The sequence below is a fragment of the Mesorhizobium sp. P2_D5 genome (assembly GCF_056404355.1).
The window spans coordinates 188441-211530 of sequence record NZ_JBFUEE010000010.1 but is presented as its reverse complement, the minus strand read 5'-3'; the positions used below and the strand labels follow the sequence as shown (position 1 = coordinate 211530).

14 protein-coding genes are annotated in these 23090 nt (G+C 62.3%); 6 read left to right on the top strand and 8 right to left on the bottom strand.

The genetic code is table 11. From position 1 onward, the window contains the following. Window positions 1-36: 36 nt before the first annotated feature. From AC1DYW_RS30930 to AC1DYW_RS30905, 6 genes are all read left to right on the top strand, one after another. Complete coding sequence (locus AC1DYW_RS30930) at window positions 37-333, top strand: hypothetical protein (protein WP_111543956.1); 297 nt, start codon at window positions 37-39, stop codon at window positions 331-333. After that, window positions 323-916 (top strand): type II toxin-antitoxin system VapC family toxin, encoded by a 594-nt coding sequence (locus tag AC1DYW_RS30925; RefSeq protein WP_477228706.1) that lies wholly within the window; start codon window positions 323-325, stop codon window positions 914-916. Before AC1DYW_RS30930 ends, AC1DYW_RS30925 begins: the two co-directional genes overlap by 11 nt. Window positions 917-1200: 284 nt before the next feature. Continuing rightward, a complete protein-coding gene (locus AC1DYW_RS30920) occupies window positions 1201-2115 on the top strand; it encodes a DUF1403 family protein (RefSeq protein WP_477228705.1) in 915 nt (304 codons plus the stop codon). A 2-nt stretch (window positions 2116-2117) separates the two neighbouring features. Then, window positions 2118-2804, top strand: coding sequence for an SMC-Scp complex subunit ScpB (gene scpB, locus AC1DYW_RS30915; protein ID WP_477228704.1), 687 nt, complete (start codon window positions 2118-2120; stop codon window positions 2802-2804). Window positions 2805-2959: 155 nt separating this feature from the next. Further along, window positions 2960-6517 carry an SIR2 family protein gene (locus tag AC1DYW_RS30910; protein ID WP_477228703.1) on the top strand — a complete coding sequence of 1186 codons (3558 nt, stop codon included), beginning with the start codon at window positions 2960-2962 and terminating at the stop codon, window positions 6515-6517. 314 nt (window positions 6518-6831) lie between these two features. Next, on the top strand, window positions 6832-7596 hold the full coding sequence (locus AC1DYW_RS30905; RefSeq protein WP_477228702.1) for a PIN domain-containing protein: 765 nt from the start codon (window positions 6832-6834) through the stop codon (window positions 7594-7596). Window positions 7597-7976: 380 nt separating this feature from the next. On the opposite strand, the gene AC1DYW_RS30900 is transcribed toward AC1DYW_RS30905, so the two are convergent. From AC1DYW_RS30900 to AC1DYW_RS30865, 8 genes are all read right to left on the bottom strand, one after another. Further along, window positions 7977-8462, bottom strand: a complete 486-nt coding sequence (locus AC1DYW_RS30900; RefSeq protein WP_477228701.1) for a phospholipase D-like domain-containing protein — start codon at window positions 8460-8462, stop codon at window positions 7977-7979. 71 nt (window positions 8463-8533) lie between these two features. Then, window positions 8534-10762 carry a hypothetical protein gene (locus AC1DYW_RS30895; protein ID WP_477228700.1) on the bottom strand — a complete coding sequence of 743 codons (2229 nt, stop codon included), beginning with the start codon at window positions 10760-10762 and terminating at the stop codon, window positions 8534-8536. Then, window positions 10749-15089: a helicase-related protein gene (locus AC1DYW_RS30890; protein ID WP_477228699.1), complete on the bottom strand. Its 4341-nt coding sequence runs from the start codon at window positions 15087-15089 to the stop codon at window positions 10749-10751. Before AC1DYW_RS30890 ends, AC1DYW_RS30895 begins: the two co-directional genes overlap by 14 nt. After that, window positions 15086-17644, bottom strand: coding sequence for a hypothetical protein (locus AC1DYW_RS30885; protein WP_477228698.1), 2559 nt, complete (start codon window positions 17642-17644; stop codon window positions 15086-15088). Before AC1DYW_RS30885 ends, AC1DYW_RS30890 begins: the two co-directional genes overlap by 4 nt. A gap of 191 nt (window positions 17645-17835) precedes the next feature. After that, window positions 17836-19440, bottom strand: coding sequence for an HsdM family class I SAM-dependent methyltransferase (locus AC1DYW_RS30880; RefSeq protein ID WP_477228697.1), 1605 nt, complete (start codon window positions 19438-19440; stop codon window positions 17836-17838). Window positions 19441-19631: 191 nt separating this feature from the next. After that, window positions 19632-21077: an AlbA family DNA-binding domain-containing protein gene (locus AC1DYW_RS30875; RefSeq protein ID WP_477228696.1), complete on the bottom strand. Its 1446-nt coding sequence runs from the start codon at window positions 21075-21077 to the stop codon at window positions 19632-19634. A 1-nt stretch (window position 21078) separates the two neighbouring features. Beyond that, complete coding sequence (locus AC1DYW_RS30870; protein WP_477228695.1) at window positions 21079-21948, bottom strand: nucleotidyl transferase AbiEii/AbiGii toxin family protein; 870 nt, start codon at window positions 21946-21948, stop codon at window positions 21079-21081. Then, on the bottom strand, window positions 21936-23000 hold the full coding sequence (locus AC1DYW_RS30865; protein ID WP_477228694.1) for a type IV toxin-antitoxin system AbiEi family antitoxin: 1065 nt from the start codon (window positions 22998-23000) through the stop codon (window positions 21936-21938). Before AC1DYW_RS30865 ends, AC1DYW_RS30870 begins: the two co-directional genes overlap by 13 nt. Window positions 23001-23090: the final 90 nt, after the last annotated feature.

Genomic DNA, 23090 nt, shown 5'->3' with positions numbered 1-23090 from the left:
TCCTTTATATTCCGTTCAACAGATGGAGATCCCAAGATGACCATACGTGGCGCAGCGACAGCCGCAAGCGAGGAGCGGATCGCCCACACCCGCAACCGTCTGGTGCTTGAGCAGGCGAGGGCGGTCGGCCTGCTTGGCGCGGCCAAGAACACACGCCTTTCCGGCAGGGTGCCGTCGGAATTGATCGAGGCGGCAAAGAAGCGCGCCCATGTGACCTCCGACACCGAACTGCTTGAGCTCGCCTTGTCGCGGCTGGCCCTCGAGGATGATTTTGGCGCCCGGCTCGTCGGCCGCAAGGGCAGCATCTCCGCGGACATCGATCTTGGCATTTGATCTAGGCGGCGCACTGCGGTCCCTAAAACCACAGCGGCGTAGGGCAGGGCTGGAACGGCGACCAGATTCCGCCCTGTCCTGGGCAGGTGACCAGCCGCCTGTCGGCGGCGTATTGCTCCTCGACACCAGCGTCTATCTGGATGTCCTGCAGGGACGTACGCCCGAAGCGGTCGATAACCTTCTGACGTATCGGCTCTGTCACCACTCGGCCGTCTGCCTTGCCGAGCTCAGCCACGTGTTCGGCCGGCTCGACCCGGCGCACCCGACGACGAAGTCGGTCCTGGGAGCCGTTGCGGATACGATCGAGGATATTCCGGCGCACCGGCTGCATGCACCCGACGCCACCGCTTGGGGACGCGCCGGCATGCTGGCCGGCCTGTTGTTCCGGCTGAGCCATCTGCCGAAAGGGAAGGGGCATGAACGCCGCTTCCTCAACGATGCGCTGATCTTTCACCAGGCCGGTATGCTCGGGGCGACGGTCCTGACCGGCAATGTTGGCGATTTCGATTACCTCGGCCAGCTTGTTCCGTCGGTGCGGGTGATCTTCTACCGGGCAGCGCCAGGTTTGCGCCCGCAGGCTTAAAAGCGTCAGTGGGATGCACCAGCGCTATCGTAGCCGTTCCAGGAAAGACCGTCGCGCTGTGGGATGGTCCGGAGGGTCGCTGGGCGTGAATTTTGGGCTTCTGCTCGACGAAAACGGCCATTTCCCCATCTAGCACAGAAACGAACGATAATGCAACATTATCATTCGTTATTTGTTGCCCGCGAGTGGGGCGGTTAGATGCAAAGAATGTGGCGCAAACCGCCGCCATCTGTTAGCCTGCTACGATGAAATCCCGAGCTGATTTGCCATCGGTTGATCGTCCTGTGGTGCCGAAAGTGCCAGCATGGGCGCGGCCGCGTGGCGATGTCCATCGCGACGTCGATGCCGGCTATCTCGCCGGTGCGGCACTGAATTCGCTCGACAATCTTGTCCGCAGCTCACCCGACTGGGCCGGAGTTTGGCGCCAACGGCTGGCCCTCAAGTCGGCCGGCGCTGCGCTCCGGCTGCTCGGTCGCACGGAGGAAGAGGGCGCTCTGCGCGATGCCCACTTTTTCCGGGCTGCGGCCGACGACCCAGGGCCTGCAGGGAACCTGCTGCTGGCCTGGCGACGCTTGGCCAGTCGCTCGCCCGGGCTGGACGAGACAGCGGTGCGGCCGGTCGCGGAGCATCTCGAAATTAAATGGGATGACGCGCTCGTCGAAGTTCTGGGCAACGCCGATGATCTGGCAGCGTCGTCACGACCGGCGCCGCTGTTGGCTGCCGAGCTTGCCGCCGAGCTTTATCGGGCGCGCCCAGACGCCGAACTGCTGGCCTTCTGGCTCGCCGACGCATTGCTGGCTAAAAAGCACCGCTGGCCGGTCGCAGTGCCGCTCTTAATGGGCCAGGTGAATTCCTCATCTTTCAAGACTGGTGATGGTCGCCGGAGAGTGCGACCGGGAGGAGAAGGCTGGGGTGGGGCAGTATTGCTCGCCTATGCCCAGGCGGCGGCGCAAGCCTGCGATCTTGGTGTGGAACTGGAGGCGCGCGCCGCGCATCTGGTCAGCGTTGCGCCGAGGCTGCGCGCGAAGGGCGCAGCCGAGGTGGTGAAGCGGTTGTTGGAGGATGACGCAGTCGCATCCTCGCGGTCGGGCGCCCGCCTCACCGATCGCAGTGCGCGCCGCCTGTTCGAGCGGCTTGGGGACCTCGACGCGGTGCGCGAGCTCAGCGGTCGGCCGACGTTTCGACTCTATGGACTGTGACGATGGCCAAACCCGCAAAGCGCTCCGAGAGCATGGACTTCGATCCCGAGCTGACAGAGCTGCCGGCGGAGGCCCGCTGGCGAGAATGGATGAACCGTGTCGAAGCGGTCCTGTTTGCCGCGCCGCGACCGGTCGATCGCCCGGCACTCGCTCGCATCATCGGCCGTGAGGCCAGCATCGACTTGTTGATCGAGGACATAAGAGCCGACTTACGGGGCAAGCCCTATGACATCGTCAGCGTTGCCGGCGGTTGGCAGATGCGGACGCGGCCCGCCTATGCCCTCGCCATCGAGGCGTCTACGGCATCGCCAGAGCGTCGGCTGGAGGTGACGCAAAACGAAGCCATGGTGCTGGTCTCGATCGCCTATCACCAGCCGGTCACCCGTGCTGGAGTTGCCCAGATTCTCGGGCGCGAGGTCTCCCGCGATCTGATCGGCGCATTACGCGACAAAGCTATGATCACGGCCGGGCCGCGCAGCCCAACGCCTGGGGCGCCTTTCACCTACGTGACCACCAGGGCGTTCTTGTCGCATTTCGGGCTCGACACGCTTCGGGACCTGCCCGATCTGGAAGCCCTCGAAGACGCTGGCTTGTTGGACAGGCATGGTCATGCAGCGGGTACGCTGCCGATTGTTGACGCTGACGACGAGGAGCCCGACAGTCAGGATGAAGAGGTTTTCCCAGCGTGACGCCAGGCGCAACCGTATCAGAATGCCGATCGTCGCTTGAGCGGGCAATCCATACCTGCGACGATCGTTGCGCCGGCAAGAGCGTTACCGGCGTAAGCTCCGCGCAGTACAAGGCCACGCGGGCCCGCGGCTACATCTAGGAACCGTCGCTCCGCATGCGCTTCATCGAAGATGGACCAGACATACCCGAGGAGCTTATCGAGCATGCCCTCGCCGGCCGAGCCGTGTTCTTGTGCGGCGCGGGAGTATCACGTCGCGTCGGTCTCCCCCTCTTCAAGGAGCTAACCGAGAAGATCTATCAAAGGCTGGGCGAGACACGAGATAACGATCTGGCCGAGCAACGCGCTTTCGGTCGCGACGAGTACGATCGTGTTCTGAGAGCGCTTGAGAAGCGATTGCTCAAATCGGGTGATCGTTCACGTGTGCGTGCCGCCTGCGCGGCGGAACTTACCGCCCCGAAAGTAGATCTTGCCGATCACAAGGCGCTACTCGTGCTTTCCCGAGATAAGAGCGGCCGGCCGCGCCTTCTTACAACCAACTTCGACACTCTGTTCGAGCACGCATCGCGAGCAGCCTCTCCCCCAGTACCAAGCCACGCTGTGAAAGCTCTGCCGAAGCCGGCGGGTGCTTCCGATCATGGCGTCCTGCACCTGCACGGCCGCATCGCCGATGAGGAACTTGACCTTTCAGAGACGGATCTGGTCCTTACCAGCGCCGACTTCGGCGACGCCTATTTGAGAGACGGCTGGGCGTCGCAATATATCGAGGACCGCACCCGCACCGGAGTCCTTGTGCTCGTCGGCTACCAGGCAGAAGACACGGCCATGAGGCTGTTGCTTGAAACGCTGGACGTTGACCGCGAGCGCTTTCCCGACCTGTGCAAAATCTACGCGATCGACAAGGGGACACCGGCATCCGAAGCAACGTGGGCGGCGAAGGGCATTATTGCCGTTGAAGCGACGGACTATGATGTCCTTTACTCGTCGATCCGCGAGTGGGCAAAGTATGCGACCAATCCAAACGACTATGCCAAAGCCCGTGTCGCAGAGATTTTGGCCAAAGCACCAAGCGACACCAGCGACTTCGAGCGTGAGCAGCTCGGTTTCCTCATCGCGCACGGAGATGTGGCGTCGACGCTCGCCGTCAACAATCCATCTCTCGCCTGGCTGCCGTCGCTCGCCGACCTGAAGCTCGTCGTTCACGATCAGCCCGGGATAGTCTCCTGGCTCGAGCGAAACCTCGAGAACCCAGATGCCGTCAAGGACGCGGTCGCAAACATCGCCCTGCTTGGAACGAAGGTCGCGGATTTTCTAGCCTTCCGACTGCAGCGCAGGCAATCACCCCTAGACCCGTTGTTCGCGACCGCGTGGAATCTCATTGTTCGGCATCTTAAGAGCGCTGGACGTGACGGCATCGGGAACGGATGGTTCGACGTCGAGCCAAGACTGGCGCGTGGCGAGCGCACGCCGGAGATCCTTGCGCAGCTGACCGATCTTCTGCGTCCCAGTGTTCGGGTGTCGAAGAGATTTTCGCTTGAGGATACCAGAGGCGCCCCCGTTACGGATCTGAGCGACCTGATGGCGGTGGACTTCGAGACCGATGAGAACATAGATGCCGAAGAGATTGTTCGGCTCTGGCCATCGACCGTTCCAGTCGAACAGGACATTCGGCTCTTGACGCGTTTGACTGAGGCCCTCGACCAGACGCTCGAGGACGCTGTCGAACTCGGCCTCGAGGTTCCCGGCGCACATAGCGCGACCGATTCCGACGTGCCTTCGGTCGCGGATCACCCACAGAACCACTATCGCCACGGTTTCCTGCCGATTGTCCGGGTTATGGCGGAGGTATGGTCGCACCTTGCCGTGAAGGATCCCGTCGAGGCCCGGAAATTTGTCACGAGATGGAGCGAAAGCCAGCACAAGCTCAACCGCCGTTTGGCACTCTTTGCCGCTGCCGATCCAGCAATATCGGCCGCGGCGGCAGGCGAGGTCTTACTGCGTGTTCCGACGGAAGAGTTCTTCTTCTCCAACAGCACTGTTGAAGTGGCACGCCTTATCAAGGCGAGGTGGCCGGAGTTATCTGAACAGACTCGACTTGCGGTCGAGCAGCGTCTCGTCGCCGGGCCGCCTGTCGAAGGATTGCGCGAAGGCCTCGACGTTTCAAGAATGCTCGATCGTGCGCGCTACGACGCCATTGGCAATATCAAGCGAGACGGGTACGCGCTGACCCCGACAACTCTGGCGGCGTACGAGGACATTGTGCAGCGCTACCCCGAGTGGCAGCTTCGCCCGGCGGAACAAGCGGGGTTCCATAGCTGGACGGGAGAAGTCACTTCAGTCGACCCTGCAGATTTGCACGACCTTGAAGCCGCAAGCGACGTCGAACTTGTAGGCACAGCGTTGCGGTTGGACGCGCACGCGCGTTTTGGCGACGGCAACAATTGGACGACCCTGTGCAACGCCGACCCAGACAGAGCGCTGCGCGGATTGGCGGCCGAAGCCCACGCCGGTCGATGGAATGCCGCAACCTGGGGTCCACTGCTTTGGTCCAAGGCCTCGCCGCTCAACCCGGCTTTCAACGAAGAGCTAGCAACCACGCTTCTCCAATGGCCCATGGCCTCCTTTGGCGACATCGTCGGTGCGGTCGCAAACTGGCTGGACACGCCGCAGGGGCTCGCGCTGGGGGATAGTTTTTGGATGCTTTGGGACAAGGTTCTAGCGAACCTGCCCGACGAAGAGGACGATCATGATCCAGCACGCTACTTCGATCAGGCCATAAATACCCCGGTGGGGAACCTTGCCGAAGCGATCCTCAAGAAGATGCCGTCTTCCGAGGGCGACGTGGCGTTCATTGAGAAAATCGAGCCAAGACTGAACGCGGTCTGCGAGTTACCCGATCACAATGGCGTACTTGTCCGCGTCAGATTGGCCGCGGACGTCGCCTTTTTGTACGCTCGAACACCAGAGTGGACAACCGGCCATCTCCTGCCTTTGTTTGATTGGGGGCAATCTCTCGCGCTCGCTGCGTGGAGCGCCCGTCGCTACGCGAACTCAATCGGCCCACCTGCGCTCTTTGCGTTGACCAAGATATCGTTCCTTGAGATGTTTGGCCGGGCCGATATTCCCGCTAAGCTGAAGGAAGACTACGCCGACTGGCTCGTCGTTCCACTGTTCAGCAATCAGGCCTACAACGCCGGCTATCCACTAACACCGGTCGAGTCCAGAGCAGCGCTTCGCCGGATAGGATCCAATGCCCTTTGGCAGGTAGGACACCGCTTCGCCATTGAGATGGAAGCAGCGGCGCCGGCCGAAAAGCTCAAAACTTGGCGCGAGGTTGTTGGGCCGGTGTTTCGTGGCACGTGGCCCCTCGACGCCGAACTCCAAACGCCAAGGGCCAACTTCAAGCTGGTTCAGATGCTAAGGGCCACGGGAGAGGCGTTCCCCGAGGCGGTCGACGATGTGATTCCCCTAATCACCCAAGAGCCAGCGGCCAGGGGCACAACCGTGTTCTCTTTAAGAGACGCCAACCCGGCGCTCTACAAACTGGCCCCCAGAAAACTATTGGACCTCTTGGACGCGATAGTGGGCGCTGGTGAGCCAGGAAGTGTCTACAGCCTGAAGATAGTGCTCGACCGATTGCTTGAGGCGGACCCCGCCGTCGCGGACCTGCCAAAGTATCAGCGATTACTCCTCGCCGCTGCTCGCGACGCATAGAGCTGCATTGACGACAGACGCGGTAGATTAGGGCATACCGTAGGTCGACACAGAAGCCGGGGAGAACACATGACCAAACCCGTGCGCAAGCCGACAGAGCCGCTGCGGACGCGGCACGTCTTCCTCGACACTGAGGTTTATCGCCGGGCCGGCTTCAACATTTCCAACACGCCCTTCACACTGCTCGCTCAAGAGATCGAGCGAGGGCGCATCGTCCTACAAAGGAAACCGTACTCGAGAAGGCGGCGGAGGCGAAACGGCTGGCCAGGGACTTCAATCGGATTGCCCAAATCAGCGGACGCGACAACGTCACCGTGAACGAGGTCGACGGCTTGGTCCTTGCCGACGTCGCGTGCGCCGGCTTCACGGAGGCCCTAGTCAAGCGCTTCCGCAGCCACTCCATTCTGGCACTCGAGGTTCCCGCGCGCTTCGTGTTCGATCGCTACTTCGCAGGTAGGCCGCCATTTGATGACCGCAGCAGCAAGGAATTTCCCGACGCCTTCGTCATTGAGGGTCTCGCGCGTTATTGCAAAAGCAACGAGATCTCGATGTATGTCGTCAGCGGAGATGCCGCCCTGCGTCGCGCCGCCGAAAGCCACGACACCCTCGTTGCGTTGCAGACCATAGAGGAGGTTCTTGCTGCCGCAACGGCGGAAAGCGGAGGGGATCTCGAAGCGATAGCGGATGAGATTTTCGCCGCGCCCGGTTTCGACCACCAACTGATGGAAGCCATAGAGGCCGACTTGGATTTCGTGAACTTCACCTATTATGGGCCGCTGACCGAGGGCGCTGTCATCGGGGCGAAGCTTGAAGAAATCGTCAGCGTCGATGACTACGATGTTGCGGCGTTTGACGACGCCAAAATCGGACTGATCTTGCAGGCAAACACGATCCTTGACGTAAGGGTGCGCTATCTAGACGAAGCCGAATTGCGCGACAAGGACGATGACATTATCCCGACCGAGCTGGAGACCTCGTCACGCACTCGTGCCCGGCTCAAGCTCTATGTGTCGATCGACTTGCGCACCTTGCGTTTTATGGAGACAGAGCTACTGACACATGACGTTATCGTCGAATAGCGCCAAACGAGCCTCGATTTGGGCGGCCCTCGACAGATCCTGTCCACCGGACCGCCCCGGCATTTTTGCCGTGCCCGTCCGCATGAAACCGCCGTGCCATTCGAGACGCTAACGTATATCCTTCGACCACCGCCTGCGGCCTGATGATCTGTGGGGCTTCGCTCACATTGCAAGAACGCATTACCATACGCATGACCCCTGAGATGATCGCGCGCATCGATGCGTGGATCGCCACCCAGCCTATGTCAGCCGCCAGGATGCCGTCAGGCGTTGCGTGAACGTGATGCTTGGTCCGGAACAGCATTCCAACGACGCACCTTTCCGAGACCAGAGCCCGCCTCTGGGTCATAGCTGACCGCCTCGCGCAGTTGAGTTCGGGCTCAGCGCCGGGTGGAAACTGCTTCCGCCATGTTGGCCACAGCGTCGACTAGAACCTTGACCGCATGCACAGCCGGCCCCTCGACCAACATCCCGCATTCCAGATTAGCTGCCTTTGAACGCCGGAGGAGGTTCGCCGATCCGACGTAGGCGGCGACCCCATCAGCCAGCACAATCTTTGCGTGAAAGGTCTCTTGCGTCAGGTCGCCGCCGCCATAGTCGATGATGCGTGTGGTCGCCCTCTCAAGGCGGCGCCCCGCCTCTGCGCAGCTGCTGAGCTGCGACGCGTCCCTGATGACCAGGATGCGCTCGATTGCCTCCGTCGTCTCGAATAGTTCGGCGGCCCAGGCGGCGCCTACCTTGTCGACGTAAGGGATCATCACCGTGAATCGCTGGCGCGCCAGCGACGCGAGATGCCTGAAGGCGTCGGTTGTGGGCGTCAGGGTCACGTAATCACTTGCTATGTCGGCGGCGAGCGCATCCGCCAATCGACTAGGCGCTGGTGGCATCGTCACGACGAGCCTAGCTGTGGCTCTCGGGGAAATGAATACTTCGTTCGTCATTGCGCCACGGCCGCGTCGAAGAAGCCGACTAGGTCGGGCGCCGATCGGGGTTCCCATTCCGGGCCTTTGCCGCCCTTGAGGACGGCGCGCGACAGCAGGAGGTTGGACGCGATGCAGCTCACCTCGGATACCATGACGCATGCGGGGCAAGCGCCGCCCCTGGCGTCGCATAGGCTACCTGATCCACATCGCAACATGCGTGGATCGATTGCGCGGCGCAGAAACTCATCGGCGTGGTTGCGCCACATTGCGGAGATGTTGCCAAGGTCAGGGGTCATGCCTTTGCGGTAGATCACAAAGGCAAGGTCCGCCGGGAAGATGTGCTCGCCGATGCCATCGCGGTCGACGCCCGACGAGTCGGCAAGCGAGTGCATCATCTGGTGCGACAGGGTGTGGAGAAGCAGGTAAACGTACGCCGGCACTGTGCGCGGATAGCCTCCACTGCCCTCTCGGTCCTTGAACATTTCGAGGAACGGGCCGAAATCCTCGTAGCGCTCCAGATAGCCTCGGCCGAGTCCATCGTCGGGCACGTCGGTGACCATGTTGGCCTTAAGCCAGCGGGTCACTCTGGCCTCATCCAGCTTGAAATAGAGTGCCTCGTTTTGCTGCTGGGTCACATATATGGGTCGCTTGGTACCTTGGATCGGCAGTTGGTCGAACGCCTTCAGGCGCACCGGCATGTCGACGCTCGTGCCCTGATGCTCTCGCTTGTAGACGGGCATCGCGGAAACTCGCGTGAAGCCGAAACTGAACTCGCAGATCGGCAGATTGCGGACGATCACCAGGCGCTCTACGCCCAAGTGCTTCAGGAGATTTCCGATATTGGCCTGGTAGCGCGCCTTGCGCTGGGGATCGTTGACGACGTCGGTCAAAGTGATGTCGGGGTCCATCACGTCGACCGCCGCGTGTCGGGCCATTGCCTCTTCGACATGCTCGCGCAGGAAAGCATCGTGCTGGATGGTGAGCCTGATTGGATCATAGCGGCGTGTCCAATCCTCACGCTGCGTGATGGCCCTCAGGACGCCTGCGCTGCCCAGCCTGCCGCGTTCAACGATGCCAGCAGCGAACCAGCCCTCGCGCAACTCGTGTGCGCTGTCGCGGTATGACCGCGCGCGTTCTGGCCGACCGCTTTCTTCGGCGCGGCGAGCCATCTCGAGGAAGCTAAGATAGTCGTCCCAGTCGCCCCGGTGCGTCGGGTCGGCCTGAACCGTCTTCTGCACCTCGTCCTCCGCTGGCTCGGCGAACGGGATGTTATGAATTTGGGCGAGCTTCGCCACCAGCTCGCCGACCCGCGGCGGCGTCATCAGTTCAACGACGGCGCTATCCTGGAATTCGATAAAGCTGGTGCGCTGTGGGTAGAAGGTCGAGTTGGCCCGGTAGGACACCGGCAGCATGTTGACCTCGATCCACTGGAAGGCGCGACCGCTGGTATTCTGCTCGGTTTGCAGCCTGGCCAACACCTCGGGCTCGGCCTTCTTGAGCGGGCGTGTGTCGCCACAGCCCTCGCAGACGTAGCGCCATTCCGAGAATACCGGGGCGTCGTTCCGCAGCTTGAAGCTGGTTGAACCGCAGGTGCACATCCTGATCTGGCGCGTGCCGCCGGTCTGCGGATCAAAGTTGTAGTTGAACGGGCTGAGGGGCTGAATCTCGCCCGACCAATGCACATAAACGACGTCGATCTGGGTCCAACGGGCATCGTGTCCGTTGCACTTTCTTGGCAGCGGCTGCCTCGCCTGATCCGCGATGCTCTCGTATTCACGGGTCGAACCGCAGATGCCGCAGCGGTAAACGAGGGGATAGGGGACGTAGCCAACACGGTCCGGTCCTGTCATCTGAAAATCGCCCCGCTCGATCCGGACCTCCCCGGTCCGGGAATCCCGGAAGGGGGCGTCGAGCACGAGTTCGGGCAGGGCGTCAGGAACGGCTTTCATCGCCCGATCGCGCCAATTGGTGGCGAAGTCACTCAGGTTCTCGAACACGAGATCGATCGTCGTGCGGTTGAGCTGCTTGGTGATGTCGTTCGCTAGTGGGACGGACCGGCATATGCCCTTTCCTCCCTCCCACGTCATAAGCACTCCCGGCGCATAGGAGCTGGCGAGCTGGACCCGCGATCGCGACATGGTCGGCGGCTCTAGCGCGTCCGGCTCGCGCCTTGCACCGCCGAAAGCCGACGGCCGCCGGTTGGATGTGCGCCAGTCTCCGCCCGTGCCTTTACCCTCGCTCATTGCCGCCTCCGTCTGCGTCCATTTCTGAGGCTGTGCCGCGTTGGGTCCTGATCGCGCGCATCACCTTGGCTAGATCCTGCCGATCAACATCGGTCGATCGCCCCCGCGCCAGTGGATCGCGCGCCGCCGCCACGATGTACCCCGCCTCATCGACGTCGCGCAGCGACGTCATCGGCGGTCGGAACGCCGGGAGGTCGTCCCAATACTCCCGCAGGCTGGCGATCGTGCCCCGGCTCGAGATGTCCCGTACGAACGTGTCGACCTGCTTCTCTACCAAGGCGCGGTAGAAGTCCTCGTAGTGCGGAGCGCCGAGCTGTGACGCACCCTTGCCGGCGAAACCACTGGCCCGCAGCATAAACCCGCCCAACGCCTCGCAAAGCGCGACGTGGTTGCGCTGTGCCAAGGTGGCGAACCGGCTGATCTGGTCCATGTGACTTACCTCTGCTTTCCGGCCATCGTCTTGCGCCAGAAATTCCCGCGCCTCGCGCAGCATGGCCCAGGCCTGAACATACGAGGCCATGGTCCGCTTGATTGCGTTCTCTGCCCATCGCTCGACGGCGGGTGGTGCGATCATCCGCTCAAGGAAGCGGTGGAAGATGTCATGGGTCTCGATAACGTAGCGGTCGCGACGGTTCTGGGGCGTCGGTAACAGCATCACGAATCCTACATGTGTACGGCCGACACGGCTCGAGGCCTGGATGTACTCGGCGATGTCGGAGGGCAGGCCGGCGAAAAACATGCTGTTGAACCGGTCCACATCCACGCCATGGCTGATCGCCGATGTGGCGACAATGTTGCGGAGGGTCGTTGCAATGTCGGGATAGTCGCCGCCCGCGAACGATCTCTCGGCATCCTCCATCACCGCCTGGATGTCCTTCATATCGATCCCACCCGAGATCAATCGGCTTTCGAACGCGGCGTGGCTGCGCCCGATGCGCCTATGTTGATGTTCAACCGCCGCACCCAACGCATCGATGATTTGGTCGCCACCCTTCTTGTTGGTGACATAGGCGAGCGCAATGCGATGGAGGTCGACGAGCGCCATGATTTCGCCGGCACGACCTTGGGCGACAGCGCGATCAATGGCCGCGCGATGCCAATCTCCGGTCGCGCCCGGAGAAACCGCGTCCCGGATAGCGGCAACGGCCGCGGGGCGGCTGCCCTCGTCGAGCATTCCATCCCATAGCGCGGTGATGATGCTGTGAAACGCCGACAGCACGCCAACGGTCGTGACCGTGTGGGTGGCGTCGTTGGTCATGAGGGATACGTAGAGACGCATCCACGGCGCTGTTTGCTCCGGCGCCTGCGCGAACGGGAGAGATGCAGCGAGCGCGACGCGCCCTTCGTTGCCGGCTGGCGGAGCTGCAGGTTCGGCGAAGAACGAGTGGTAGAGATCTGGCCCTGGATAGGGAAAGCGCAGAGGCACGCGCTGATAGAGTGTCTCAAGCTGGCGCTCGGGGGCCGAAATGGTGGCAGTCGCCGCGATGACCTTGGGCATTCGCGGCGCGCCCCACCCGTCACCATTCCAACGGCGCGCGACCTGGAGTCCGTCACCGGCCATCTCGGCCACGTCCTCAAGGATCGTCTCAAGCAGGGAGTCAAACAGCCCGCTGAAAGTGCCGAGACTTTCCTCGAGCAGGTGCGCCTCGTCCTGGATAACGAGCGAGGGGAACGGGTCGTGGAAGACACGCGTGCCCTTGGCGTACGCGGGGAAGACGTTGAAATTGTCGTCTTCGGCGGGATCGCGCCGGAGGTCATCCTCGCGTCGCGGTGTGTCGAGGTTGCCCCACCGGTCGATTCGACGGGCCAGACCGAACATGCCGAGCACCTTGCTGATCGTGGCCGTGTGCTGGCCCAGCATGGCCAGCTTGTCGACGGTCCCAAGCACGATCGCAGGTGCTCGAGCGTAAATTGCATCATCTGTCAGCAGGAACGGCAGCGGATGCCGTCCGCCATGCTCCCGATTCCACTCGCAGCTCTCGTTGAAGCAGACGATCACCGCTCGCTTACCCAGCGGGCCTTCGCCCTCGTCACGCCTCAGCCCGGTTGGCTGGCCGCATACCGGGCACTCGGGGATCTTGTCATAAGCCTCGCGCGCCTCGACGTAGCGCCGACCCTGTGCACTCTGTTCGTCATCTCCCGACTCCCCGTCAAGCTCGCTGTCGTCGGCGAACTCCCGATCGCTCGCCAGCGGGATGTCAGCGCGGAATGCACGATAATGGTTGGGCGTGTTCTGGTTTCCGACCCAGAACCCCATCTCGAACGGCCAGTTTCCCACAGCGTGCCGGCGACGCACGAGTTCAGCCCGCACTACCAGCTTGAGGAGACGCTGCGCCTGCTGAAGCGTCAGCAGGCGCAGCGGGTAACGGATCATGGCCGTTATGCCACGATCTTTTCCGCGCAGCCGGTCGAGAAACATGGCGAACAGCAACGTGCCGTAGAACGCCTCGGATTTGCCACCTCCGGTCGGAAAATACAGCAGGCTGACGCCGTCCTCGTCCAGCATGGGATCATGGTACTCCCGCCACTCTTTGATCCGAGAGCTGAATACCGGGACATGGGCGAGGACGAACGCCATCTGAAACAGTCGCCAGCCTCGCTTGGCGTCGTGCGCGTCGCGCAAAGCGAAGGCCTCGTTGGTCATGGTCCAGGCGCGCCACGGGGCGGCCCGGGGCTCGAGGGCCTCGCGATCCGCCCCGGYGAGCCCCGATAGCATTTCATATGCTTTTTTGGACGCGATCAGCATCTCGACGCCGCGCTCGATGTAGCGGGCCTCGGCGCGCTGTGCGGCAATATCTTTTCGCAGTCGGGCGGATTCGATCTCCGCATCGGCGCGGTCGAGACCCGCCGTCACCGTGTCTTTAAGGCGAACCTCTTGCTCATCGATCCATTTAACATAGGCTCGCGGCAGCTCGAACAGCTTGGTCGCGTCGAACCCTGGGCTCTTGAGGATGGCGAACTGGAACGGTAGGTCGATCTGGCGAGCGACGATGCGCGGCTGAGCAAAGCGCGGCGAGGCCGTCGTGGCGAGATGTAGTTCGCCGGCGGCAACGTCGGCGTGAATGCCGCAGTTCAGGCCAATCGCAGGATAGTCGAGATGGTCGCGGAAGCGGTAGGACGGTTCCACGCGGTCCAGCCGAAGGGGTCGGTGTGCGGTCTGCGGCAGCGTCAACGAAAGACCTGCGCCAAAAACCGTGTTGCACCGACCGTGYGCATCTCGTGGCGTCGGCTCGGGCGACTGGTTGTCGAGCATGACGCGCAGCGACAGCCGGCTCGGGTCGAGGAAGTCTGCCTGCCGCTCCACCTTCAGCACCACTCGCGAGAGATCCGGCACAACGCGAGCGCGATCGACCGGTTGGGCGGCTAGCGCGGCCATGGCCGCGGTCCACCTTGCCTCGTCGAGCGTCTCGCCTGGCTGCACCGTGGCGTCACGCCAGGCTTCGGTGACCCCGTTGCCGGTAACCCATGCATCGAGCTGCGCCGGGACCGCGTTTGCTAGGCTCATGTTGTACGCATCGACCGTCCCGGTCAGCGTTGAGTCGTCCGCATCGGTGGCAAACTCCATGGTTGGAAGGGCCAGATCGAGCCGACGCCATTTCCCGGGTATTGGTGCCGGGTCGACATGTTGCAACGGTATTGCGCGGCTCTCGCGCACAAGGCGCGCAATCGGTGCCGGCTGAGCGATGTTGTCGTCGGGGGTGTTGGGATCTTCCACCACATTGTCGGGGGTTGGCTCGGCGTCCGGTGGAACGGGTTCTCCGGACAGCAGTTTGATGCCGTGCGCCGCATACGCCTTGGTCCGGATCCCCGCGAGAATCTGTGCACGCTGCGCACGCACCTTCGAACGCTTCGCCTCGTCCATTCCCTTCCAATCGGGACGATCAACTCCGGCTGCCTGCAGCGCTGGCACGCGCTCTGTGCGGATCGCGTCGTCAATCTGCTGCTGGATGCTCTTGCGGAGTCTGAAGTCGAAGTCGAGCTCACCACCACCGGCTACGAGGTCTTTCCAGAGTGGAATGACGCGCACATAGACCGAGAACCGCGGCGTGACGCGGATAGTCGCGCGAGTCCCGGCGCCCACGACAAGGTCTACGCCGACCGCGGCGATCCGGATGTCCGATGTCTCGTCCACGACGCCGCCAACATCGAACCGTGGGAGCAGCTGCCCTGCGAAGACCCCACGACGGGGCGAGCTGCCGAGAATGGTGCGCCCGCGCTCGTCGCCACCGCTGACTCTGGCGACGAGTGCGTTGACCAACGCGTCGCACACTGCCTCCTTGAGCTCGACGTCGATTTCACCCAGCTGCTTGTCCGAATGTCCCTTCACGTCGCCTCCAAGCTCCGTGTGTCCGCCACGGTAGCCACGTGTTCTTCGGCCATGCTCCGGAGTGCACGAATGTCATCACTCCGGTCGCGATTGCTGGCGAGCGCGGCATGAGGGTCAGTCAGGATACCACGGAAGGCGTCATGGAAGATGTTGCCCGAGCGCAGGCGATGCGAGCGCTGCGCGACCACTGCCCACAGCCAGAAGCTCTCCGCCAGCTTGGGGCCTATCCCGAGCACACCGGTGAAACGCGTGAATGTTTCGCGATCGTGCGGCGCGTGCGGCACCACGTCGTGGAGTGGCTTGTCGAGCTCGTCGTCAAGATCGACCCAGTAGCGCGCGGTTTCGATTGAAACAGGCGGTTCACCCATCTGCGACACGACGACCCGCAGGCGTTCGTTGACTGAATCTCCGGCAATGGCGCCGAAGCGGTTGGCGACCTGCAGATGGTATTCGCGAATTTCGGCCGCGGCGGTAGCGCGGACATTTACGAGCGTGCGCGCCCGCTCGACAAAGCCCGGCCCTATCACGCAAACCTCTTCGCCCTTGCGAACCTGCGAGGCCGGTCGCTCGATGAAGGAGGTCGTCGCGGCGCTGTCGTTGCGCAAGACGATTCCTGTCGACGCACGTGCGATGATGCGCTGTCCATTATTCATGATTATTTCAACCAGGCGGCGCTCGCCTCGAGAACCTCCGCTCAAGTCGACCACGGAACCGGGCGGGAATTCGATGTCATCGGTCGGCATCTCGGAATCGAGCTGCACCGCGTGTCGCCCAATCTCGCCGACGCGCGCGGTCGCTCGAGCCGCGAACGCTTGGAGCCGGACTGCAAGCGGGGCCACGTCGATTTCCTGCGCCAGCCGGTCGGCGTCCCTCGCCGCAAAAGCTAGCGTATCCGCGTCAGCGAGAATCACGACCTGCTCGGGCAGCCACGGTTCGGCCAGTGTCGCCAGGATCGCCGAACGCGTCGGCGCTACAACAATGGCTCGCTTGAACTGATTGCGTAGTGAGCTGGGCATCGCCGTGATGGTGCTTAGCACGCGCGCGCCACCAAAGCGGATGATCCCGTTGTCGAGCCGTTCCGTCAGTCTTGGATGCGCCGCCGCCAACCGGTCCGCCGCGAACTCGGCCACCATGTCGGAGCGGAAAACAAAGGCTGACCGGGAGCTGGAGCGAAGGGCCGGCTGGATCGCCTCTGCTAGTAGAGTCGACATCGGCGTCGCGCGCTCAAGGGAACGCATGATGCCAGTTGTCTCAGCAGTGACCTGCGTCTCCGCATCTGCCTGGCTGGCAAGGCTGCGAGGGTCGCAAAGGGACGCGACATCCGCCGCAACGCGATACGTCGCCAGTCGATCATTCGCCGTCGCAGTCGATGATTCCCGCTCGAGAAACCGGCTGAGATCGGCGATCGATCCCGGCAGGCAGGCGGAGCGCCGAACTGTGGCGATCATGTTTCGCGCCGTCTCGGCCCCGGCCGGATCCCCCATCTCAGATAGCCTGTGCGCGAGCCCACGGAGCCGCTCGATATTCCGGTCGACGTCGCCGAAGAAGCCGTCGACTTCTATTCGTGAGCCGCCCTCGAACTGTAGTTTCGGCTGGCTAGTGTCCTGAACGATCCCGGTGGTGGGCGAGTAGACGACGTGTCCCACGGCCGGCGTCACCTTGGCTTTGCGTCCAGGTTGTTTCGTTCCGAGAAGCTGAAATCGAGCAGTTTGGTATGTCCACGGATCGTCCGCGAGCACGAGAATGCCGGCGGTTGGATGGACCTCCCGCATGCAGCCGACCATGTCCGCAGCGTGCTTCAGCCAGTTCCATCCCAGCCGGTCGCGTGCATTCCGCGAAAGGTCAAGAATCAGAAAGTCGGGCGCCCTCGTGATCGCCCTCAGCTCCACGCCGAGCCGATCCCCGGCTCGGATAGTGTAGAGATAGTATGCCGCCTTTAAGGGGTTGTCCGCGTCGCCGGACCGCTTGTGCGTCGCGATGTCCGTTTTGCTCCGCGTTCGCCAGAGCACCGAGCTGTTAGAAGGTCGCTCTCCTCTCGGTGGACCGTGTGGCACTATCTCGTCGAGGATCGGATGCTCGAACTCGGCGTAGTCCCGACCGTCCGACGCTCTCCCGGTCAGCTTGCGGACACGCGCCAGAACTTGGTGGTAGTCCTTGGCAGCGTCGCTCACCCCATCAAGATAGCGCTTCAAGTGGTCGAAATGCACCTCGCCCATACCACGCCGATCAACCTGAACAGCGCGTGCCTGCGCGTGTGTGCTCCGGGCATAGGGGAATACGACAGCACGCACTTCGTCGGCTCTTGTCCGACTGAGCGAGCGTCCGTTTTTGATTGTGATCTCGACGGGCTCGGCGCTGCAGATGGCGCCGATCGACAGCAGGGAGACGATCGCCGATGGCGACATACGTGTCGCGGGCCACGGCATGATCACCTGCGCCGACCCATCGCTGGCCACTTCGGCAGCTGAGCGGACAAGCCGCTCATAGGCCGGCGTGAGAACGACCGGCTCGGGGGATCCAAGTCGATGTAGCGGCTGCCCGGCAAGAGCCTCCATATACCCCTCGACGTTCCGGGGCGGTCGCTTGATAGGTTCCGGGACCAAGACCGTTTCCGCAGCTCGGCGCGAGGCCATCGACGCCATCTTGGAGGTGAGACCTGCCCGCTTCTCGAGCTGCGTTTGGCGTTGCGAGGTCCGGTCCTTGAGCTCAGTCCCCGGCGCGCGGTCAAAGGGTCGATACCGCGCCATCACGCATCAACCGATTCTGGCTGGCTGTGGTACGCGGCCAATGCCGCGGCCTCTGCATCTCCGTCGGTCTCGCGTAGCGCTACTGAGAAGGCCGTCGGCGTCGGAAGATCGAGTTGCCGGAGCAGCGTGACAGAAACCGCGGCCGTTCCTGAGACACGGCGGTATCGCTGATCGACGGCACTCGTGTTGAGCAGCTTCACGGCAAGGGCCAGCCGTTTGGGGCTTTCGGCGGTGAGAACGATCGTATGATTTTCAGTGACGAAGCCGCCCCATCGCACCACAATTGCAGGATCGACTATTGCCGCGATAAGCCGTCGTGGCTGTTTGTCGTTTGTCGTGCGCTGCATGACAGCTGCAGGCGTCCGGACCACGGCTGCGCTTGCTTCAGCGAAGGTAACGAAGTCCATCTTCGTACCCTGCTTGCCTGCGGGTCGGCACACCTGCCCCGCTCGAACGTTCTTTGCCCATACCAACGGAAAGCCGTCCAGGCGTCCGAGCTTCGTCACAAGCCGAGCCCCTTCACGGTTCCAGACGAAATATCCTGCCTTCGCGGTTACGCCATAATCGGCCAGGGTCGCACCGCCAATCGTTTCAGGGTCGACCGGCGGCAGCGGCCAAGCGTCCTCGGACTTGGCGGGAAGAACCTGCGCGACAACGGTCGCCACCGGCGACGTCGTGCCGATGATTGGGAACCGAACCTTCACGTCCGGGCGATGTGCCTTTCCCTTGCGTGCTACTAGCACACTGATGTCCTGGGCCACGTCAAGAAAGACCCCGTCGCGACCCGCGATCGAGCCGATGGTAAGGACCTCGCCTTGGGACCGAATGAACTGGCGCATGCGATCATAGAGCGAGCCCGAACGAAAGCTCGACGGGATGACGAGCGCCACGATCCCGCCGGGCTTCGCGTTGCGGAAGCAGAGTTCTGCAAATAGGGCATACTTGTTTATGTGCCCGCTATGGGCGACCCGCCGCCATGCATTTCCGCGGACCTCCTCCATCGACATTCTGCCGTATGGCGGGTTCGCGATGACCAACCCATAAGAGGCCGGGATCGGTACACGCAGCGCGTCCCCTATGAGAATTACATCCCGCGGTAGGGGTGCCTTCAGCCGTTCGGCTATTAGCCTGCGTGACAGGGTCGCGAGGCCCGCGTCGATTTCGATGCCGTTTAGCCGGTACGCAACCTCGCGTGCAGCAAGACCCGCCGAGGTCATTCGCCCAGCGATTGTTGAGAGGAAGGCCGCGCCACCCGCCGCCGGATCGAGAACGTCATCGCTAGACAAATCAAATCCGGCTTCAATGGCGAAATCGACGACCGCATCTGCAACCGCTGGGGGGGTAAAGTAGGTGGCTTGCGACCGCCGAACCTTGGCTGGCAACATGAGCGTGTAGAGGGTCCCGATCCAGTAATGACGCTCGTCGACTGGCAGAGCATGGAGCGCCTTTCGGAATGGCTCGAGCCGTTCGTCCACGCCGAGATCTGCAAGCAGATCGAGGCATGCATCGGCGCGGGCCTGCGGTGAGGTGGCCCCACGCGCCAAATCCCGCGCAGCAAGGCGAGCACGGGCGAGCAGCGTCGTCTTGCTCCCCTCCGCCTCCACTCGTCCCCCTCTTCTGACGGTCGTGCCGCCGTCATCCACCCGACAAACAAGTGCCGATACTCGCATCGATAAGACTATGCCCGCCAGCCAACGTCCAGATCGGAAGTTCGTCTATCGTGTCCTCTCAGCTGGACAGTCTTGAGAAATTGATTGGATCGGTGCCCGATAATCAAATCGCGTCGCTGCTGCGATCATTCTTCGAACAATCTCATCGTGCTGACCTCGAGCCTCTTGAACTCGTTTTGCACCGCCTCAGGCGTCAGCCAGCTCTCTGGCTGGAACCAGCCATGCGTTGCGAATACGCTCAAGAAGGGTAGGGCCACGCGACGGAGCGCCCCAAAGTAATCGTCCCGCAGGTCAGTCCATTGCAGCGTCGTCGTCCTGGCAAATCGATCGTCCGCGAGCTTGCTGGAGGCGACCATCCGGAAGCTCTCCCACATGAGAACGCGGTCGGCGAGCCCGCGCCAATCCATTCTGACGATGACTTGCGCGACCCCGGGTAGTTCCTGACCCATGAGGCGGGCATGGGCGAGCAACGAGTGGATCGCTACGAGCGTCCAAAGCGGCGTCAAATGTTTGGGTGGTGGTGGTTGGCCTTCTCTCGACCAATTGTCGCGAAACGATTCCACGCTGACCGCGATGCCGCATTCGTAGATTCGCCAGTAATCGAATGCGCTTGAGATCAGGGCGGTGTTTTCCACTCGCATGCCCTCAAGATAGGTGGTTTCCTTGCCAGCCAATGTTGACATTCGCACCTGCGGCGCGCGTTCCGGCACGGTGAGGGGAAGGAACGAACCCCATCCGTAATAGGCGTAGCGATGCATCGCCACGGAGACGCGCTCGTTCAGCGCCCGCGGGTTCTCAATATTGATCGGGTCGCCGTCGGCATCGACCAAGGCGTAGCCCATGGCTGAAAAGCTATCGCCTGCTTCCAGTACTCGCGGCTGATACTTGGGTTCCACCCGCTCGGCCAGAAGGCGGGTTTGCGCGGTGAAATCAGCGGCCGCCTCTGACACCGCCGCGACGAGCAACTCGACCATGCGGACGTCTGGTTGCGACCGTCCTCCCAGCGACTGCCGCAGGATCTTTCCCAAGAGGTCCACACGATGCGAGAGGCATCGCTCCAGAAGGGCGTTCCAATCATCGGCGCTTCGGATAGGCACGCTCTCGGGACCGGCCGCCCTGATGTAAACCGTGCCTTGGGATATGCCGGTCGGCCTGCCATTCGCGCCTTGCGGACCGTCTGCAATGGCGACGACGGGGCGCGACCCATGCGAGGGCACCACAACGACCGGATATGTCACTCCCTCAAACTCGGCGCCTTGGACCAGCAATTGCAATCGTGGCTCGAGATACTTCTTCACGATACTGGAGAGAGCGTCTTGCCCGAACAAGGAAGACGCCAGGTCGGTGGCACCAAGTGGCTTGCGGGTCTTGTCGTCGACGCCGAAGACAAGATAGCCACCGCCATGATTGGCAAGCGCCGCGATATGGCGGGCGAGCTTGGCTCTGTGCTCGGCTTGTCCTGTATCCATCCAGGCTTTGAATTCGACGCCCAGGTTCTCGTTGGCGCCGGCGATGAGATCGGTCAGGTCTGAAACGGCGATCTTGTCAGCCTCTCGCGCGGCCGCCATCATCTCAACCCCGCAACCCGAGCGCTCGGAGCCAGGCGTCTACCTGACCAAAAGCGTCCTGTTGCCATTGGTCGGCCGTGCGATCGCCCAAGATGTCGGTCTCTTGGACGAACTGGCGAACACAAGTCGGACCATAGCCGTCGGCCGTATCGAATTTCTCGGCAATGAAGCCGAAGCCTTTCGCGCCGCTGGCGTGATCCAGCAGGGGCCGACAGATTTCGGCTAGCGCCTCGCTGCCCTCAGGGTAGTTCCGAACGCAGTAGTAGATGTCGTAGGCGTCTTTCTGCTTGTAGCGGCCGTTGAGGGCATGGCCCTTCATCGCGAGCAAGGCTGGAATCGAGCAGACGGCGATTTCCACGCGGTTCGTGCCGCCCCCTGGCATGGGCCCTGTGATCGCCACCATCTGATAGAAACGTAATGCCAGGTCCGCGCCATCGGCGCGTTGCACTGCGAACTCGCTGATCAGCGGCGGTACGTTTTTGACGATTTCCGCGTCTCGCGGCATAAGGAAATCGACGACGATGTCGATCGGACCTCCGCCATCCGCAGCCGGCACTTGCCGAACGAGTTGGAAGCGCCTCAACTCGGCGCGCTGTTCATACCCGTGGCCCATGAGCGCGCCGATCAGCGTAGTATATTCGCCATCACCCAGCGCTTCGGCGTCAAGACTGAGGTCGACATCCAGCGTTCCGACATGCGGCATGTCTTCGTTTCCAAGCAAGAGCCATGGCACGGCTCCGCCGATGACCGCGAACTTCCCCTGGAAGCTTCCCAGTATCTGGCCGATCTCGACTAGGACTGACTTCACAGCCGCTGTGGTGCGGTCGTCGTAATCGGCCGCCGATTGCGGCTCTGGAGGAGTCAGCGGTGCCATACGAGCTTCTCCTGGCGCAAATGGTCCGCGGCTTCGCGCCCGCGCTCACCTGCCGCCGCCAGGTCGAGATACGTTTGCACCGGACCAGTACACATAATGCCCGGCACAGGCTCGATGGCATCCCGGAAGAGGCCTGCGTCCTTGGGCAAAGTGACCAGCACATTTTCACCTTTGGATGCCGAAGACAGCTTTATCGCATCGTGCAGCCGTGCGAGCCCGTCGTCATCGGCATAGAAGTACTGCGTGCCACTTCGCCCGTATGGCGACAACCATTGTGCTGCCGAGAACGACGCGAGTATCGCTAGTCCCGCTTCCGGCCGCGCGCTAAGGGCGCCGCGCACGGCTGTCTCAAAGCCAGCTCCGTGGAGCGGCGAATAGAATCGCAATCGCCGCCCAGCGGGCGGTTCATAGGCCTCGCGCCAAGCCTCAAGTAACGCGTCTGGCTCGATCAATGTCAGGCCATCGGAAGATGCCTTTGCCCATTCGCGGTCAATAAGGGCGGAGCGGACGTTACTGACATGACCGAGGCTGACCGCCGAAGCTTCGGCGAGTTCAGCAACGCGCCACGATCTGTCCGGGTCTCGCAGCAAAAGCCGCAATACCTGCGCAGATTTGGGTTTGAAGAGGGATTTGAGTTCCCGTCGTTCCGCGCTTGGCTTGCTGTCGACCAGCCGCTCTATGAAGACGCCGTCGAAGATAATCCTAGCGTTGCCGGCTAGATCAAGAAATCCGACCTGGTAGTCGCTGCACATCGCCTGAGCCTCTGGAGAGAGGTACGGAGCAATAAAAATCGGTATCGCGCTCCCCTCGAAATGGGCAGCGTAGTTGCGCAGTTGGAGCAATCCCACACGAACATGGCGGGGCTGGCCGCTCGACTTGACCTCACAGACAAGCGTGTGCCGGCGATTTGCAACGACCACATGCGCCACGATGTCGACGCCACGGTCGGCGCCGCCGGCTGGTTCAATCTCGACATGGTCGACAACAAGCGCAGGGACGCGTTGCAAGAGCGCGGTGAGGGCGTCCGCCGCTTGCCTTTCCAGAGTTTTCATCGATTCCGCAGTTTTCAACATTCGCTGAAAATGGCACATGCGTTGAAATCGCACAAGTCATTTCACCCAAAATGTCTCGTTCAGCGAATG

Coding starts and splice junctions, on each gene's coding strand:
- AC1DYW_RS30930 (WP_111543956.1), top strand. CDS start 37: ATGACCATACGTGGCGCAGCGACAGCCGCAAGCGAGGAGCGGATCGCC.
- scpB (WP_477228704.1), top strand. CDS start 2,118: ATGGCCAAACCCGCAAAGCGCTCCGAGAGCATGGACTTCGATCCCGAG.
- AC1DYW_RS30910 (WP_477228703.1), top strand. CDS start 2,960: ATGCGCTTCATCGAAGATGGACCAGACATACCCGAGGAGCTTATCGAG.
- AC1DYW_RS30895 (WP_477228700.1), bottom strand. CDS start 10,762: ATGAGCGAGGGTAAAGGCACGGGCGGAGACTGGCGCACATCCAACCGG.
- AC1DYW_RS30885 (WP_477228698.1), bottom strand. CDS start 17,644: ATGGAGGCTCTTGCCGGGCAGCCGCTACATCGACTTGGATCCCCCGAG.
- AC1DYW_RS30875 (WP_477228696.1), bottom strand. CDS start 21,077: ATGATGGCGGCCGCGCGAGAGGCTGACAAGATCGCCGTTTCAGACCTG.
- AC1DYW_RS30870 (WP_477228695.1), bottom strand. CDS start 21,948: ATGGCACCGCTGACTCCTCCAGAGCCGCAATCGGCGGCCGATTACGAC.
- AC1DYW_RS30865 (WP_477228694.1), bottom strand. CDS start 23,000: ATGAAAACTCTGGAAAGGCAAGCGGCGGACGCCCTCACCGCGCTCTTG.